This is a genomic window from Streptomyces sp. H27-H5 (genome assembly GCF_026627505.1).
Classification (GTDB): Bacteria; Actinomycetota; Actinomycetes; order Streptomycetales; family Streptomycetaceae; genus Streptomyces.
The window spans coordinates 41,169-56,402 of record NZ_JAPNLK010000033.1; the positions used below are offsets into that span (position 1 = coordinate 41,169).

At 71.8% G+C, this 15,234-nt stretch carries 9 protein-coding genes; 5 read left to right on the forward strand and 4 right to left on the reverse strand.

Annotation, left to right across the window (positions count from 1 at the left end; translation table 11 throughout):
- Positions 1-104: 104 nt before the first annotated feature.
- From OTB19_RS18185 to OTB19_RS18195, 3 genes are all read right to left on the reverse strand, one after another.
- The gene (locus tag OTB19_RS18185) at positions 105-476 is read right to left on the reverse strand and encodes an STAS domain-containing protein (protein WP_267799321.1); all 372 of its coding nucleotides are present in this window, start codon (positions 474-476) and stop codon (positions 105-107) included.
- Between the two features lie 112 nt (positions 477-588).
- Complete coding sequence (locus OTB19_RS18190; RefSeq protein ID WP_267799322.1) at positions 589-1,551, reverse strand: sensor histidine kinase; 963 nt, start codon at positions 1,549-1,551, stop codon at positions 589-591.
- A 382-nt stretch (positions 1,552-1,933) separates the two neighbouring features.
- Complete coding sequence (locus OTB19_RS18195) at positions 1,934-2,851, reverse strand: SigB/SigF/SigG family RNA polymerase sigma factor (RefSeq protein WP_267799323.1); 918 nt, start codon at positions 2,849-2,851, stop codon at positions 1,934-1,936.
- Positions 2,852-3,204: 353 nt separating this feature from the next.
- On the opposite strand from OTB19_RS18195, the gene OTB19_RS18200 reads away from it, so the two are divergent.
- The 4 genes from OTB19_RS18200 (at position 3,205) to OTB19_RS18215 (ending at position 12,778) form a co-directional block, all read left to right on the forward strand.
- Positions 3,205-7,779, forward strand: a complete 4,575-nt coding sequence (locus OTB19_RS18200) for a HAMP domain-containing protein (RefSeq protein WP_267799324.1) — start codon at positions 3,205-3,207, stop codon at positions 7,777-7,779.
- A gap of 84 nt (positions 7,780-7,863) precedes the next feature.
- Positions 7,864-10,284: a SpoIIE family protein phosphatase gene (locus tag OTB19_RS18205; RefSeq protein WP_267799325.1), complete on the forward strand. Its 2,421-nt coding sequence runs from the start codon at positions 7,864-7,866 to the stop codon at positions 10,282-10,284.
- Positions 10,285-10,399: 115 nt separating this feature from the next.
- Positions 10,400-12,340, forward strand: coding sequence for a flavin monoamine oxidase family protein (locus OTB19_RS18210; protein ID WP_267799326.1), 1,941 nt, complete (start codon positions 10,400-10,402; stop codon positions 12,338-12,340).
- A gap of 198 nt (positions 12,341-12,538) precedes the next feature.
- Entirely contained in the window at positions 12,539-12,778 is a 240-nt protein-coding gene (locus OTB19_RS18215) for a chaplin (RefSeq protein ID WP_267799327.1), read from the forward strand.
- Positions 12,779-12,835: 57 nt separating this feature from the next.
- Here the strand turns inward: OTB19_RS18215 and OTB19_RS18220 are convergent, their stop codons facing one another.
- On the reverse strand, positions 12,836-14,425 hold the full coding sequence (locus tag OTB19_RS18220; RefSeq protein WP_267799348.1) for an MFS transporter: 1,590 nt from the start codon (positions 14,423-14,425) through the stop codon (positions 12,836-12,838).
- Positions 14,426-14,584: 159 nt separating this feature from the next.
- Between OTB19_RS18220 and OTB19_RS18225 the strand changes: the two genes are divergently transcribed.
- Positions 14,585-15,199: a response regulator transcription factor gene (locus OTB19_RS18225; RefSeq protein ID WP_267799328.1), complete on the forward strand. Its 615-nt coding sequence runs from the start codon at positions 14,585-14,587 to the stop codon at positions 15,197-15,199.
- Positions 15,200-15,234 lie beyond the last annotated feature (35 nt).

Genomic DNA, 15,234 nt, shown 5'->3' on the forward strand with positions numbered 1-15,234 from the left:
CCCAGACCCCGCGCATACCCGCCCTGTCCTCTTGAACACCTCGGATGCGGGTGCCGGTCCCCCTCCTGGGAGGAGTCACGGCAGGTGCGAGGCGGTGTCGGGGCTCATCCCGCAGCGAGGGCGTCCGGCACGGTGCGGCTGATGGTGAAGACGCCGTCCGCGCCGGTGAGCTGGAGGAGTCTCGACAACTGGTCGGTGGGCGCCGCCAGTCGCAGCGCGATGCCCTCCCGTTCGGTGTCGAGCCTCAGGCTCAGCAGCAGGTTGAGGCCCGAGGAGTCGCAGAATCCGACTCCCGAGAGGTCGATCACCAGTCGGGACGGGCCCGACCCGATCGCCTCGTCCAGGACGGGCTGGACGGATCCCAGGCTGTCGAGGTCGAGGTCTCCGGAGAGCGCGCACACCACGGCGTCCGGCTCGCTGTGCCGGAGTTCGGCCCGCCGCGGCTCGGCCGTCTCGTTGTCGGCGCGGGGCGGCACGTCACTGTCCCCTAGGTCGCGAGTTCCCACGTCAGCCTTCCGATGCACTGTCTTTTCCGTTGCGCGTGTTCGCGTCTGAACTCTACAGCCGGTTCGTCACTCTTGGTCGTGCTCATGACCGCCGGTTGATCGTCATGTGGAGGCGCAGGGTGAGTCCCGTGTCCAGGGCCCTGACCTCGACGAGGTCGCACAACTGGTGGATCATCCACAGGCCGCGGCCCCCGTTGCCGGAGGCCAGGGCGGGGCGGGAGCGGCCGGCGAGCGGGTCGCGGAGGCGGCCGTCGTCGCTGACCTCGGCGACCACGTCGCCCGCGGGTGTGGTCCACAGGCGCAGCCGTCCCTTCCCGCCACCGTGGGCGACCGAGTTGGCGGCCGCCTCGCTGACGGCGAGGACCAGGTCGTCGCGCCGTCCCGCGTCGAGCGCCGTCCGTCGGGCCCAGGATTCGGCGTGCTCGCGCACGTCGGCGAGCCGGCCCGCCGCGTAGTCGACGAGGACGGCCTCGGCAGCGGGTTCGGTCAGCGGGACGTCGCAGTCCGCGCAGACGACGGCGGCGTCCGTGTAGGCGGGGCTGGCGAGTTCCCGGCCGGACTCGATCAGGGTGGGGTGGGTGCGCCGGGCGTCGGCGATCACCTCGGGGGCCAGCGCGCCCGTGTCGTACGGGCACAGGATGGTCGCGGACCGGTGTGCGAAGGCGGTGTTGATGAGCGCCTCGTGGCGGGTGGCCTCCAGGACCTCGGCCCGGGAACGGCCCGGCCAGATCGGCTCGCCCACGATCCGCGCGGTGCGCCCCGGGTGTCGGTCGGCGAACCCCTGGAGGGCGGCGAGGATGCGTCCGGGGTTGCGGCCCAGCTCCGTCATGTCCACGCCGTCGATGTGGTCGGCGTCGGAGCCCAGGTACCGGCGCAGCGCTTCCAGGCTCGGGCCGGGGACGGCGACGAGGACGGGCTCGTCGGCGGCGAGGGCCGTGCGGACGAAGTCGCCGACGCCGGCCGTGTATTCCTCGGGGTCCCGGTAGAAGAGGGCCGGGTGGACGAAGGCTCCGGGGGCGGTTGCCGGGGAGGCCGTGTCGATCATGAGGTGACCTCACGGGCGTCGAGGTCTCCGCCGCCGGCGAATCGTATGCCCGGTCGGTCGCGCGGGGGTACGGCGCCCAGCGGCGTTCCCGACGTTCGCGGCCGGCCCACGCGGCGCACCACGGTCTCGGCCCGTGTCGCGTCGTCCTCGTACGGGAGGAACGCGTGCTCGCCGGCGGCGCCGGGTGAGCAGGGCCGGCGGGGGTGGGGTGAAGGCACGCTCTTCCCTCGTAGGCGGGACGAAATCGACATCGGCTGGCGCAAGGATTCTACCGGCGCCGCAGGCCCCCGGTCGCGGGTCCGTCGAACCGGGTCGGGCCTGCCGGACACGCGGAAGGGCGGCACCGCCGGAAGGGTCCGGAGGTGCCGCCCGCAGGACGGGTTCAGGCGGCGAGCATGCCGCTCCGCAGCTGGGTGAGGATCCGCGTCAGGAGGCGGGAGACCTGCATCTGGGAGATGCCGAGTTCGGCGCCGATCTCGGCCTGGGTCTTCTCCTGGCCGAAGCGCATCCGCAGGATCAGACGGTCGCGCTCTTGCAGCCGGCCGAGCAGCGGGGCGAGGGTGTGCATCTCCTCGAAGAGCTCCACGGCCGGGTCGGCCTCGCCCATGCTCTCGGCGAGCGGACGGGTTTTGCGGCCGCTCGTCGCCGCTTCGTCGGAGTCGGCGGAGGCGTCCAGGGAGCCACTGGTGTAGCCGTTGGCGGCCACCAGTCCCTCGATGACCTCCTCCTCGCCGAGTTCCAGGTGCTCGGCGATCTCCTTGACCGTCGGCGCCCGGCCGAGCACGTCCGTCAGCTCTTCCTGGCTCTTCGCGAGTTCCGTCCGCAGTTCCTGGAGCCGGCGGGGTACGTGCACGGCCCACGTCGTGTCGCGGAAGTAGCGCTTGATCTCGCCGGTGATGTAGGGGAGGGCGAGGGTGGAGAACTCGACCTCCCGGTCCGGGTCGAAGCGGTCGATCGCCTTGATCAGGCCGATGGTGCCCACCTGGACGATGTCCTCCATCTCGACACCGCCGCCGCTCGCCCGACCGCGGAAGCGTCGGGCGGCGAAGTGGACGAGGGAGATGTTCATCTCGATGAGGGTGTTGCGCGCGTACTGGTACTCGCGCGTCCCCTCCTCCAGGGTCCGCAGCCGGGTCAGGAACAGGCGCGACAGTGCGCGCGCGTCACCGGGGGCCACCTCGCGGGCGTTGGCCACGGGGGGCAGTTCCGTGAAGGACTCCCCCGCCTGGAATCCGGTCGGGGGAACGACCTCGGCGGCTGTCTCACGTACGGGGCTGACGACTGCGACAGAGCGAGGCATGGCGACGTTCCCTCCCTGGTGCGGATGGCTTCGTTGCCGCTCTTGCCCCCGCTTTCGGGCGCTACACGGTCCTTCATCGATTATTTTCGGTCAGTCTTGGCTTGATCTGACGGGTTCTGGTTCGGCAGGTGTCCGCATGTCGGAGTACGGGTCCGCGCGATGCGGGAGTCGATGTCGTGGTCGGGAGCCCCGCGCCGGCCTCCGGAGAACGAAGCGGGACCGGGGACCTCGCCGGATAGTCTTCACCTTGTTCGCCGACCGACCGGGACCCGTGGGGGTCCGGCGGCCGGACGAAGCAGTGCCGCACCGCCCGTCAACGGCACCGCGGGAATCCGGAACTGAGCGGGGGACAGATGGCCAGGCAGGCAGGCGTGCGCTCGAATGTGGAGGGCACCGCGCCGGGAGTCGTCGGGGAACCGGAGCTGCGTCAGCTCCTGGCCGGCCTGACGGCCGTCCGCGACGGCGACTTCGGCACCCGGCTCCCCGACGAGGCCGACGGTCTCCTCGGCGAGATCGCGACCGTGTTCAACGGCATGGTCGACCAGCTCTCGCTCTTCACCTCGGAGGTGACCCGCGTCGCGCGCGAGGTCGGCACCGAGGGAACGCTCGGCGGGCAGGCCGAGGTGCCCGGCGTGTCGGGAACCTGGGCGGACCTGACCGACTCCGTCAACGCGATGGCCGGCAACCTCACCACCCAGGTGCGTGACATCGCGCAGGTCGCCACGGCCGTGGCCCGCGGAGACCTGTCCCAGAAGATCGACGTGGCGGCCCGCGGCGAAATCCTGGAGCTCAAGGACACCGTCAACACGATGGTCGACCAGCTCTCCTCCTTCGCCGACGAGGTCACCCGCGTCGCCCGCGAGGTCGGCAGCGAGGGCCGGCTCGGCGGCCAGGCCGAGGTGCCCGGTGTGGCGGGCGTGTGGCGCGACCTCACCGACTCGGTCAACTTCATGGCCGGCAACCTCACCGACCAGGTGCGCAACATCGCCCAGGTGACCACCGCCGTCGCCAAGGGCGACCTGTCCCAGAAGATCGCCGTCGACGCCCGCGGCGAGATCCTGGAACTCAAGAACACCATCAACACGATGGTCGACCAACTCTCCGCCTTCGCCGACGAGGTCACCAGGATGGCCCGCGAGGTGGGCACCGAGGGGATCCTGGGCGGACAGGCGGACGTCAAGGGCGTCTCCGGCACCTGGCGCGACCTCACCGACTCGGTCAACTTCATGGCCGGCAACCTGACGGCCCAGGTGCGCTCCATCGCCCAGGTCGCGACCGCCGTCGCCAAGGGCGACCTGTCGCAGAAGATCCGGGTCGACGCGCGCGGCGAGATCCTGGAACTCAAGACGACGATCAACACGATGGTCGACCAGCTCTCCGCCTTCGCCGACGAGGTCACCCGCGTCGCCCGCGAGGTCGGCACCGAGGGCCGCCTCGGCGGCCAGGCCGATGTCAAGGGCGTCTCCGGCACCTGGCGCGACCTCACCGACTCGGTCAACTTCATGGCCGACAACCTCACCGCGCAGGTCAGGTCGATCGCCGAAGTCACCACGGCGGTGGCCCGGGGCGACATGACGCAGAAGATCCGGGTGGACGCGCGCGGGGAGATCCTGGAGCTGAAGGAGACCATCAACACGATGGTCGACCAGCTCTCCGCCTTCGCCGACGAGGTCACCCGCGTCGCCCGCGAGGTCGGCACCGAGGGCAACCTGGGTGGTCAGGCCACGGTCCGGGGCGTCTCGGGCACCTGGAAGGACCTCACCGACAACGTCAACGTCATGGCGTCCAACCTCACCGGGCAGGTCCGTTCCATCGCCCAGGTGGCCACCGCGGTCGCCCGCGGCGACCTCTCGCAGAAGATCACCGTCGAGGCCAAGGGCGAGGTGGCGGCGCTCGCCGGAGTGATCAACACGATGGTGGACACGCTGTCGGCCTTCGCCGACGAGGTCACCCGCGTGGCCCGCGAGGTGGGCACGGAGGGCCGGCTCGGTGGCCAGGCCCGCGTCCCCAACGTGGCGGGAACCTGGAAGGACCTCACCGACAACGTCAACTCGATGGCCAACAACCTCACCGGCCAGGTCCGCAACATCGCCCTCGTCACCACCGCCGTCGCCAACGGCGACCTGTCGAAGAAGATCGACGTGGACGCCCGGGGCGAGATCCTCGAACTCAAGACCACCATCAACACGATGGTGGACCAGCTGTCCTCCTTCGCGGCCGAGGTCACCCGCGTCGCCCGCGAGGTCGGCAGCGAGGGCCGACTCGGCGGACAGGCCGAGGTGGAGGGTGTGTCGGGCACCTGGAAGCGGCTGACGGAGAACGTCAACGAGCTGGCGGGCAACCTGACCCGGCAGGTGCGCGCCATCGCGGAGGTCGCCAGCGCCGTCGCCGAGGGGGACCTGACCCGCTCGATCACGGTCGACGCGTCCGGCGAGGTGGCCGAACTCAAGGACAACATCAACTCGATGGTCGGCTCGCTGCGCGAGACGACCCGCGCCAATCTGGAACAGGACTGGCTCAAGTCCAACCTGGCCCGGATCTCCGGTCTGATGCAGGGCCACCGCGACCTCTCGGTCGTGGCGGAACTGGTCATGGACGAGCTGACCCCGCTGGTGGCCGCCAGTTACGGGGCCTTCTACCTGGCCGACGAAACCGACGGGCAGTCCTGGCTCACCCTCATCGGCTCGTACGGGCGACCGTCGGGCCGGTCCGAGAGCGACCGCCTCACCCCGGGCGAGACGCTGGTCGGTCAGGCCGCCCGCAGCCGCCGCATCATCGTCGCCGAGGACGTGCCCGCCGGTTACCTGATCTCCTCGGGCCTCGGCCGGTCCGCGCCCGCCTGCCTGATCGTGCTGCCCATCGTGGTGGAGGACCAGGTGCTCGGCGTGATCGAGCTCGCCTCGTTCAAGGAGTTCACCTCCGTCCACCGCGACTTCCTGGGCCGTCTGATGGAGACCGTGGGGGTCAACGTCAGCACCATCGTGGCCAACGCGCGCACCGACGAGCTGCTCGGCGAGTCCCAGCGGCTGACCGGCGAGCTCCAGGCCCGCTCCGAGGAGCTCCAGGTACAGCAGGACGAACTCCAGCGCTCCAACGCCGAACTGGAGGAGAAGGCGGCCCTCCTCGCCAGCCAGAACCGCGACATCGAGACCAAGAACCTGGAGATCGAGCAGGCCCGTCAGGAGCTGGAGGACCGCGCGCAGCAGCTCTCGCTGGCCTCGAAGTACAAGTCGGAGTTCCTGGCCAACATGAGCCACGAGCTGCGCACCCCGCTCAACAGCCTGCTGATCCTGGCCCAACTGCTCGCGCAGAACCCCAGCCGCAACCTCTCCCCCAAGCAGGTCGAGTACGCGGGCATCATCCACTCGGCCGGTTCCGACCTCCTCCAGTTGATCGACGACATCCTCGACCTGTCGAAGGTCGAGGCCGGAAAGATGGACATCAACCCCGAGCGGGTCCCGCTCAGGCGGCTCCTCGACTACGTCGACGCCACCTTCCGGCCGTTGACCAGCCAGAAGAGCCTGGAGTTCGAGATCACGACCGCCACCGGGGTACCGGTGGACCTGCTCACCGACGACTCGCGGCTGCGTCAGATCCTGCGCAACCTGCTCTCCAACGCGGTGAAGTTCACCGAGCACGGCCGGGTGGAGCTGCGGATCGAACCCGTGGCCGTCGCCGACCTGCCGGCCGGGCTGAGCCACGGCGGGCCGATGGTCGCCTTCCGCGTGAAGGACACCGGCATCGGCATCGCGGAGCACCAACTCGAATCGATCTTCGCGGCGTTCCAGCAGGCCGACGGCACGACCAGCCGCAAGTACGGGGGCACCGGACTGGGGCTCTCCATCACCCGGGAGATCGCCCAGCTCCTCGGGGGCGCCGTCACCGCCCTCAGCAACCCCGGCGAGGGCTCCGTCTTCACCCTCTATCTGCCGGTGGCCCGGACCGAGTTCGCCGACCGCGCCCTGGTGGGCCCCCGGGCCGAGCCGACCGCGAGCACCGTCGGCGAGCAGCGGGGCCGGACGCCGGGCCCCGGCCCCGAGCGACGCCCGCGCCGGCTGCTGGTGATCGAGGAGCGCAGCAACGGACTGCTGACGCTCGTCGCCGAGAGTGCCACCCACGACCTCGCGCTGGGTCGCTCGCCGTTCGCGGCGGACGAGCCCGTCGAGGTGGTGACGGCCGTGAGCGCCCAGGAGGCGGCGGAGGTCCTCGCCGCCACGCCGTTCCACTGCGTGGTCCTCGAACTCGGCCAGGACGGGGAGGCGTTGCGGTTCCTGCGGGCCCTGGCCGGGGACTCGGCGCTGGCGTCGCTGCCGGTCCTCGCCCACGACAACCGTCGTCTCGACGCGGCGCAGCAGCGGGAACTGCACGAGCACACGGCGTCGCAGCCGTTGGAGGTGCTGGCCAGCCTGGACGAGCTGCGGGAGCGGATCTCGCTGCACCTGTCCGCCCAGGAGCCCGGGGACGTGCCGTCCCTGGTGCGTTCGCAGGACCCCCCCGCCGCCGTTCCCGCGTTCCTCGACGACGGTCTGGCGGGCCGTTCCGTCCTGGTGGTCGACGACGACGCGCGGAACCTGTACGCGATCAGCGGCATCCTCGAACTGCACGGCATCCAGGTCGTGCACGCGGAGAACGGCCGGACCGCCATCGACGCCCTGACCGGTCATCCCGGGATCCATCTGATCCTGATGGACGTGATGATGCCCGAGATGGACGGGTACGCGGCGACCGCCGAGATCCGTCGCATGCCCGCGTACGCCGATCTGCCGATCATCGCGGTCACCGCGAAGGCGATGCCCGGAGACCGGGAGAAGAGCCTCGCGTCGGGGGCCAGCGACTACGTCACCAAGCCGGTGGACGCCGACGACCTCATGGCCCGCGTCCGGCACTGGCTGCTGCCGCGGGACGTCTCGGGGGGCGCCCGTGTCTGACTCCCCGCCGCCCCTCACGTACTCGCCCAGGAGCCCGGACTCACCGTGAAAAGCCCTCAGCACCAAGACGGACCGCGGGGTGAGATGTCATCCCTGGAGGCGGACGACGTCACCGTTCCCGCTGCCCGCGGCTCCCGGCCCGGTGGGCCCGGTGCGGCCCGCCGGCCGGATCCCGGCGCCGACGTGGGCCCGCTGGCCGCCACCGTGGAACGCCTGCGCCGGGAGGTGCGCGAGGCGCAGTCCGCGTCGGACGGGCGGGCCCTGATCGAGATGGCCAAGGGCGTTCTCGTCGGCAAACTGGGGTGCGGTCCCGCCGAGGCGGCGCGGCAGTTGGCGATCCTGGCCGAGCAGTCGGGCACGACCGTGCTCGGTCTCTCGGTGGAGATCATCAACGAGGCGTCCCGGGACCGGGTCAGTGAGCTCGCGGCGGAGTTCCTGGAGCGCGCGGAGGCGGACGGCGACGGCCCGGACGGTGCGGCGGCGGTGCGGTTGCGCGCGGCCGAGAGCGGGCTGTTGTCCGCCTCGGACGCTCAGGCCGTGGCGACCGCGCTGTTGGAGAACGCGTTGGCTCCGCTGGGGGCGCACGGCGTGGTCATCTGGCTCGCGGGGGCGGACTCCTCGCTGACGCTGGCCGGGCAGGCCGGGTTCACCGAGGACGAGGCGCTCCGCTGGCGGTACGTGCCGCCCGAGGTCGCCACCTGCGCGCGTCTCGCGCTCGTCGAGCGGGGGCCCGCCTTCGTCTCGCGTCTGTCCGACTCCGGCATGCCCTCGATCGGGCGCCGCCGGCATCCGCACGGGGGACGCATAGCGGTACCGGCGGGGACGGGCGGCCGCATCCACGGGGTGCTGGAGGTGTGCTGGCCGCAGCCGCTGGCGCCGCAGCCGCCGCGGATCATCCGGCAGATCGAGGCGTTGGCGGAGCTGTGCGCCCACACGCTGGAGGATCCGACGGGCGCGGGCACGCCCTCGGTGCCGGGCCGGACGCCGCACGCGGCGGTGGCCGAACTGACCTCTCTCGCCGACCACTTGCACGATCCGGCGCTCGTCCTCACGCCGATCCTCGGCCCCGCGGGCGGTCTGACGGACTTCCGGGTCCACCACGCCAACGACCGTTTCACCGACCCCGCCGGTCGGCCCCGCAGCGCCGTGAGCGGCTCCACGTTCCTGGAGGCCTACCCCCTGGCGGCCGAGGACAACGGACTCTTCGAGAAGCTGGAACGGGTCTACGCCACCGGGGAGTCCTTCCAGACCCGGCGGATGACGCTGACCGCCTTCATCGACGACGTGCCGCTCACCGGCGTGGCCGACGCCAGCATCACGCGGCACGGCGCCGCGCTCCTGTTGATCTGGCGGATCGAGGACGAGACCGCGCGGCTGGCCGGCCTGCTGCAACACGCGCAGCGGCTCGGCCGGATCGGCGGCTTCGAGGAGAACTTCACCACGGGCGAGATCACCTGGAACGGGCAGCTCTTCTCGCTGTACGGGCTGCCGGCGGGCGCCTCGCCGGTGCCTCTGGAAGCGCTCCCCGGTCACGCGCACCCCGATGACATCACCTCGATCAGTCGGTTCCTGCGCACGCTGATGCACTACCGGCGCGAGGCCTCCGTGGCCTTCCGCCTCCAGCGTCCGGACGGGGTGACCCGGCACATCCGCATCGTCGCGGAGCCCGTCCAGGACGCGGACGGCTCGCTGTTCGCCGTACGGGGCGCCTACCAGGACATCTCCGCACAGCATTGGACCGAGGTGGCTCTGGCCGCCACCCGGGACCAACTGGCCCACACAGAGGCCGAGTCGGCGGAGCGCAGCCGTCTCGCGTTGCAGTTGCAGCACGCGATCATGCCGCCCGCGCCCGCGCCGCTCGACGCGCCGGGGATCCGCATCGGCGTGCGGTACCGGCCTGCCGAGTCGCAGGCCCTGATCGGCGGGGACTGGTACGACTCGGTGGTCCTGCCGAACCGGCAGGTGCTCCTGTGCGTCGGCGACGTCGCCGGCCACGGCATCGAGGCGGCCACCGGCATGGTGGTCCTGCGCAACGCCCTGCGCGGCCTCGCGGTGACCGGCGCCGGGCCAGCCCAGTTGCTCACCTGGCTGAACGCGGTCGCCCACCACCTGACCAGCGACCTGACCGCGACCGCCGTGTGCGGGATCTTCGATCCGGACCGGCGGGTGTTGCGTTGGGCGCGCGCGGGACACCTGCCGCCCATCCTCGTGCGGGGCGCTCGGGCCACGGCCTTCCCGCTGGCCAAGGGCCTGTTGCTCGGTGCGGTGCCGAACGCGGAGTACACGGAGGAGGAGGTGCAGCTCGAAGCCGAGGACACCGTGTTGATGTACACCGACGGGCTCGTGGAACGCCGGGACACCTCCATGATGGATTCCCTGACCCAACTCCTGGGCCTCGCGCAGCGGGAGTCCCCGTCGCTGGAGAGCCGGCTCGATCGCCTGCTGACCCACAGCAGGTCGGACACGGACGACGACACCTGCCTCGTCGGGGTCCAGGTGCGCTGAGCGAGCCGACAGGGGGGCGTCAGCATCGCGCCCTCAAGATCACGTTCGGGTGGTTCGTCGTCTCCCGGGCGCGTTCGGCGCGGGTGGATCGGGCCGGTGCCCCGAGGGTGGCTTCATGATCATTGAATCCTCCTCCGGTACCGCGGGCCAGACCTCCCGGCGTTCGTTGCTCGCCGGCGCGGGCGCCCTGGCCGTGGCCGGCGGGGTCGCCGCCGGCGTCGCCCCCGCCCCCGCCTCCGCCGCCATCACCACCGCGCCCGCCGCGGCCCCTTCGGCGGACTGGGACACCTGTCTGGCCGTCGCCCGTTCCGTCCTGGTCCGCGACGACAACGACGAGTCGCTGGTGCCGCGTTACGCGGACGTCCTGTTGAAGTCCGGTCTGCCCAGGTCCCGCAGGGCCCCCAGGAAGGTGCTGGTGATCGGCGCCGGCCCGGCCGGCCTGACCGCCGCCCACTTGCTGAACGCGGCGGGCCACCGGGTCACCGTCATCGAGGCCAACGCCAACCGTGTCGGCGGCCGCGTCAAGACCTTCCGCGCGGGCGGTCACGAGCGCGCCGCGGCCCCGTTCGCCGACCCGAAGCAGTACGCCGAGGCCGGGGCCATGCGCATCCCCGACAGCCACCCGCTGGTGACCGGACTCATCGACTCGCTGGGGCTGAACCGCCGGCCCTTCCACCTGGTCGACGTGGACCGCGCGGGCCGCCCGGCGTCCCGTACCTGGATCCTCGTCAACGGCATCAGGGTGCGCCGCGCGGACTACGCGCGCGACCCGCGCGCCGTCAACCGCTCCTTCGGCGTCCCCGCCGCGTACGAGAACGTCCCGGCCGCGCAGATCGTACGGGGCGCCCTGGCCCCCGTGCGCAAGGAGATCGACGGCAAGGAGGGGCGCGCACTCGTCGAGGGCTGGGCGCGGGTGATCCAGCGCCACGGCCACATGTCGATGTACCGCTACCTCACCGACGAGGCGAAGCTGGACGAGCGGACCGTCGACCTGATCGGCACGGTCGAGAACCTCACCTCCCGGCTCCACCTCACGTTCCTGCACTCCTTCATCTCCTCCGCCCTGATCAGCCCGGACACCCGCTTCTTCGAACTCCCCGACGGCACCGGCACCCTCGCGGACGCCATGTACGCACGGGTCAAGGACCTGGTGAGGCTGGACCGGCGGGTCACCCGCATCGCGCGGGACGCGGCGGGCAGGTCCGTCGCGGTGGAGACGGTGTCCGAGGGGCGCGGCGGTCGCCCCGTCGTGCGGGAGACCTTCACCGGCGACGTCGCCATCGTCACCGTGCCGTTCTCGGGGCTGCGGCACATCCCCGTCACGCCCGCCCTGTCGTACGGCAAGCGGCGCGCGATCACCGAGCTGCACTACGACGCCGCCACCAAGGTGCTGCTCGAATTCAGCCGCCGCTGGTGGGAGTTCACCGAGGCGGACTGGAAGCGGGAGTTGGAGGCCGTGCGCAAGGGCCTCCACGCCGACTACCAGACGGGCCGCACCCCGGGTGACGGCTCGTTGTTGGGTGCCCACCCCGCGACGCCGAAGGGCCGTGTCACGCAGGCTCAGCGCGCGCACTACGCGGCCTGCAGGCTCGTCGCCCGGGACCAGCCGGAGGCCGCCGGAGTCGTCGGGGGCGGCTCCACCAGCGACAACCCCAACCGCTTCATGTTCCAGCCCTCGCACCCGGTCCCGGGCAGCGCGGGCGGTGTGGTCCTGGCCTCCTACAGTTGGGCCGACGACGCCCTGAAGTGGGACGCCCTCGACGACGCCGAGCGGTACCCGAGGGCGCTGTCCGGCCTCCAGGACGTGTACGGGCAGCGGATCGAGGTGTTCTACACGGGCGTCGGCGCGACCCAGTCCTGGATGCGCGACCCGTACGCGTACGGCGAGGCCTCGGTGCTCCTTCCCGGGCAGCACACCGAGTTGTTCCCGCACGTCCACCGCGCCGAGGGCGGGTTGCACTTCGCCGGCTGCCACACCTCCGTCAAGCCGGCGTGGATCGAGGGCGCGCTGGAGTCGGCCGTGCGCACCGCCCTCGAAGTCCATCTCGGGGACTGACGGGACGGGCGCCCGTCCGGGGACTCCCCCGTGGTGGGACGCACTTGGCCCACGGAGTCACTCGTGCGAGGGAATGACCGGGGCCGGGCCAAGCCGGACCGGCCGTACGGAACGAAACACTTGCGTGGGTCCCGACGGGGCCCCGGGGCACGCCCCTTCGCGGGGCGGGTCCGTCACCACCTTTGAAAGAGATCTCTCATGTCGCGTGTTCTGAAGACCGCCGGTCTCGCCCTCGCCGCCGGAGCCGTCGTGATCGGTGGAGCCTCGATGGCCTCCGCGGACGCCGGTGCGCAGGGCGCGGCGATCGGTTCCCCCGGTGTCCTGTCGGGGAACCTCATCCAGGTGCCCGTCCACATCCCGATCAACGCCTGCGGCAACTCCGTCAGCGTCATCGGCCTGCTCAACCCGGCGTTCGGCAACACCTGCGTCAACGCCTGATCGATCGACGGGGACCGTGGTCCCGCCCTGCCGCCTCTGACGGGGGCAGGGTGACGGTCACGGCGCAGGAAGGGTTCCGGTCGTCCTCGGGGGCGACCGGCGGCCCGCCCGGATCAGCGGGAGGAGGGCGGCGGCGCCCAGGAGCGACAGGAGCGCGGCGACCCGCAGCACCTCCTCGATGGCCGGTCCGTCCGAGGCGGCCCGCGCCGCCGATCCGCTGAGGACCTCCAGCACCGTCGTCGCGACGGCCACGGCCATGGCGCCGAGCAGGACCAGCGAGGTGAGGACCAGCCCGGAGGCGGCCGCCAGGCGGTTCTCGGGGACGTACGACTGGGTGGCCACGTTCGTCAGGGCCCAGCCGAACCCCAGTCCGACGCCCACGACCGCGAAGACGGCGGTGTAGAGGGCGAGCGGGTTCGTCCACGTCAGCAGCAGGAGGCCAAGGCCGCTCAGGACCAGACCGCCGGCCATCAGCGTCTCGGGCCGCCACCGGTGGGCGAGGTGCCCGGACCAGTAGCTGGCGGCGCCCGCGCCGACGGACAGCGCGAGGAAGATCAGTCCGGCGTCCAGCGGGGAGAGCCCGCGGGCCTGCTGGAGGTACAGCGCGGACAGGACCGCCACCAGGCAGTACACGATGTTCGACACGGAGCCGGCCAGGGTGACGGTCACGAACGGCCCGTTGCGCAGCAGGGACAGGTCCAGCAGCGGCTCGGCGGTCCGCCGCTCGATCACCACGAAGAGGGCGAGCAGCAGGGCTCCCGCGACCAGACAGCCGAGGGTGGCCGGCGAGGCCCAGCCCCAGCGACCGCCCTGGTCGACGGCGATCATGATCGCGGTGAGACCGGCGGCCACGGTGACGGCGCCGGGCAGGTCCAGTCCGTGTCCGGCCTCCTCGTCGCGGGTGTCGGTGACGAAGCGCAGCATGAGGAAGGCGGCGACGGCGCAGAAGGGCACGTTCAGCAGGAAGACCGCCCGCCAGCTGACGTGCTCGGCGAAGGCCCCGCCCACGAACGGTCCGAGCGCGGTGCCGATCGCGCTGAAGGCCAACACCGTGCCCACGGCGCGGCCTTGTCGGTCGTCGCGGAAGTGGGCGGTGACGACCGCGACGGCGACGGGGAAGATCAGCGCCGCCGTGGCGCCCTGCACCACGCGTCCGACGACCAGCCAGAGCTCGTTCTGCGCGGCGGCGCACACCACGGACACGAGGGCGAAGCCGGTCAGCCCCCACACGATGACGGTGCGGCGGCCGTGGACGTCGGCGGCCCGACCGCCGGTGATCATCAGGGCCCCGAGGGTCAGCATGTAGCCGCTGACCAGCCACTGGAGGTCGGTGGTGGGCGTGGAGAAGTCCCGGGCGATCACCGGCAGCATCAGGTTGAGGGCGAACCAGTCCATCTGGACCAGGAGCATCGAGAGCGAGGCCGCCGCGATGACGGCGCGGTCCCGGCCGGAGAACAGCCGGCGCCCGCGCGATCCGGTGGCCGCCTCGTCCACGCCCATCAGCACGTCCTGTCCGCAGCCCCCGCCAACCGCCACCACCAGCATGCGCCGGTGCGGGGCCGCCGGCACGCCGACCCGATCGAACCCGTTCGAATCGAAGGCACGTTTGCGCGAGGGCACGCGGGCGCGGACGCGGTGCGGCGCCACACTCAAGTACGTTCCCCGCCAAAGGCGGAAGGCAATCCCCGAGGCATCTCGGCCAACGTTCTCGAACACCCCAGAGCGCCCCCACAGTGACGTTCCAGCAGACCGGTGCGGGGGCAGCCGCTTCATGCCGTTGTCGCTTACCGAAGGAGCAGTTCCGCTATGACGAAGGTCCTGGTCGTGCACAGCGTCCGCCTGGTCCGATCCGCCCTCGCAGCCCTGCTGAGATCCGAAGGCCCCTTCGAAGTCACCGCCGTGGGCTGGCGGGCCGCTGTACGCGAGACGGAGTGCTTACGGCCGGACGTCACGGTCGTCGACCTCGACTGTCCGGGCGCCGCTCCGCTCCTGGCGGGGATGGGCCGCAGGGATCGGCACTCCCCCTCCTCCCCCGCGTCCTCACCGATATTGGTACTGGCCTCGGCGGGTACGCCCGGATCGCTGCGGAGGGCGTTCCGTGCACCGGTGCTGGGGTGTGTGGACAAGGACGGCTCGCCGGGCCGCCTGGTACGGGCCGTGCGCCGGGTCGCGGCCGGTGAGCGCTTCGTCGACGCCTCGCTCGCGTCCGCCTGCATGGAGGCGGACCCGGTACCGCTGAGTCCCCGCGAACTGAGCGTGCTGGCCCGCGCGGCGGAGGGCGATTCGATCGCCGAGATCGCCAGCGCCCTGCACCTGGCCAGCGGCACCGTGCGCAACTACATGGCCGCCGCCACGCGCAAGGCCGGCGCGCGCAACCGCATCGACGCCATCCGCATATCCCGCAGGGAGGGCTGGGTCTGAGACCGCGGCCGCCCGCGAGCCGATGCCGGGGCCGA

What these genes read in the sequence shown, in the direction of transcription:
- OTB19_RS18215 (WP_267799327.1), top strand. Translation starts at nt 12,539, where the DNA reads ATGTCGCGTGTTCTGAAGACCGCCGGTCTCGCCCTCGCCGCCGGAGCC.
- OTB19_RS18210 (WP_267799326.1), top strand. Translation starts at nt 10,400, where the DNA reads ATGATCATTGAATCCTCCTCCGGTACCGCGGGCCAGACCTCCCGGCGT.
- OTB19_RS18200 (WP_267799324.1), top strand. Translation starts at nt 3,205, where the DNA reads ATGGCCAGGCAGGCAGGCGTGCGCTCGAATGTGGAGGGCACCGCGCCG.
- OTB19_RS18195 (WP_267799323.1), bottom strand. Translation starts at nt 2,851, where the DNA reads ATGCCTCGCTCTGTCGCAGTCGTCAGCCCCGTACGTGAGACAGCCGCC.
- OTB19_RS18225 (WP_267799328.1), top strand. Translation starts at nt 14,585, where the DNA reads ATGACGAAGGTCCTGGTCGTGCACAGCGTCCGCCTGGTCCGATCCGCC.
- OTB19_RS18190 (WP_267799322.1), bottom strand. Translation starts at nt 1,551, where the DNA reads ATGATCGACACGGCCTCCCCGGCAACCGCCCCCGGAGCCTTCGTCCAC.
- OTB19_RS18205 (WP_267799325.1), top strand. Translation starts at nt 7,864, where the DNA reads ATGTCATCCCTGGAGGCGGACGACGTCACCGTTCCCGCTGCCCGCGGC.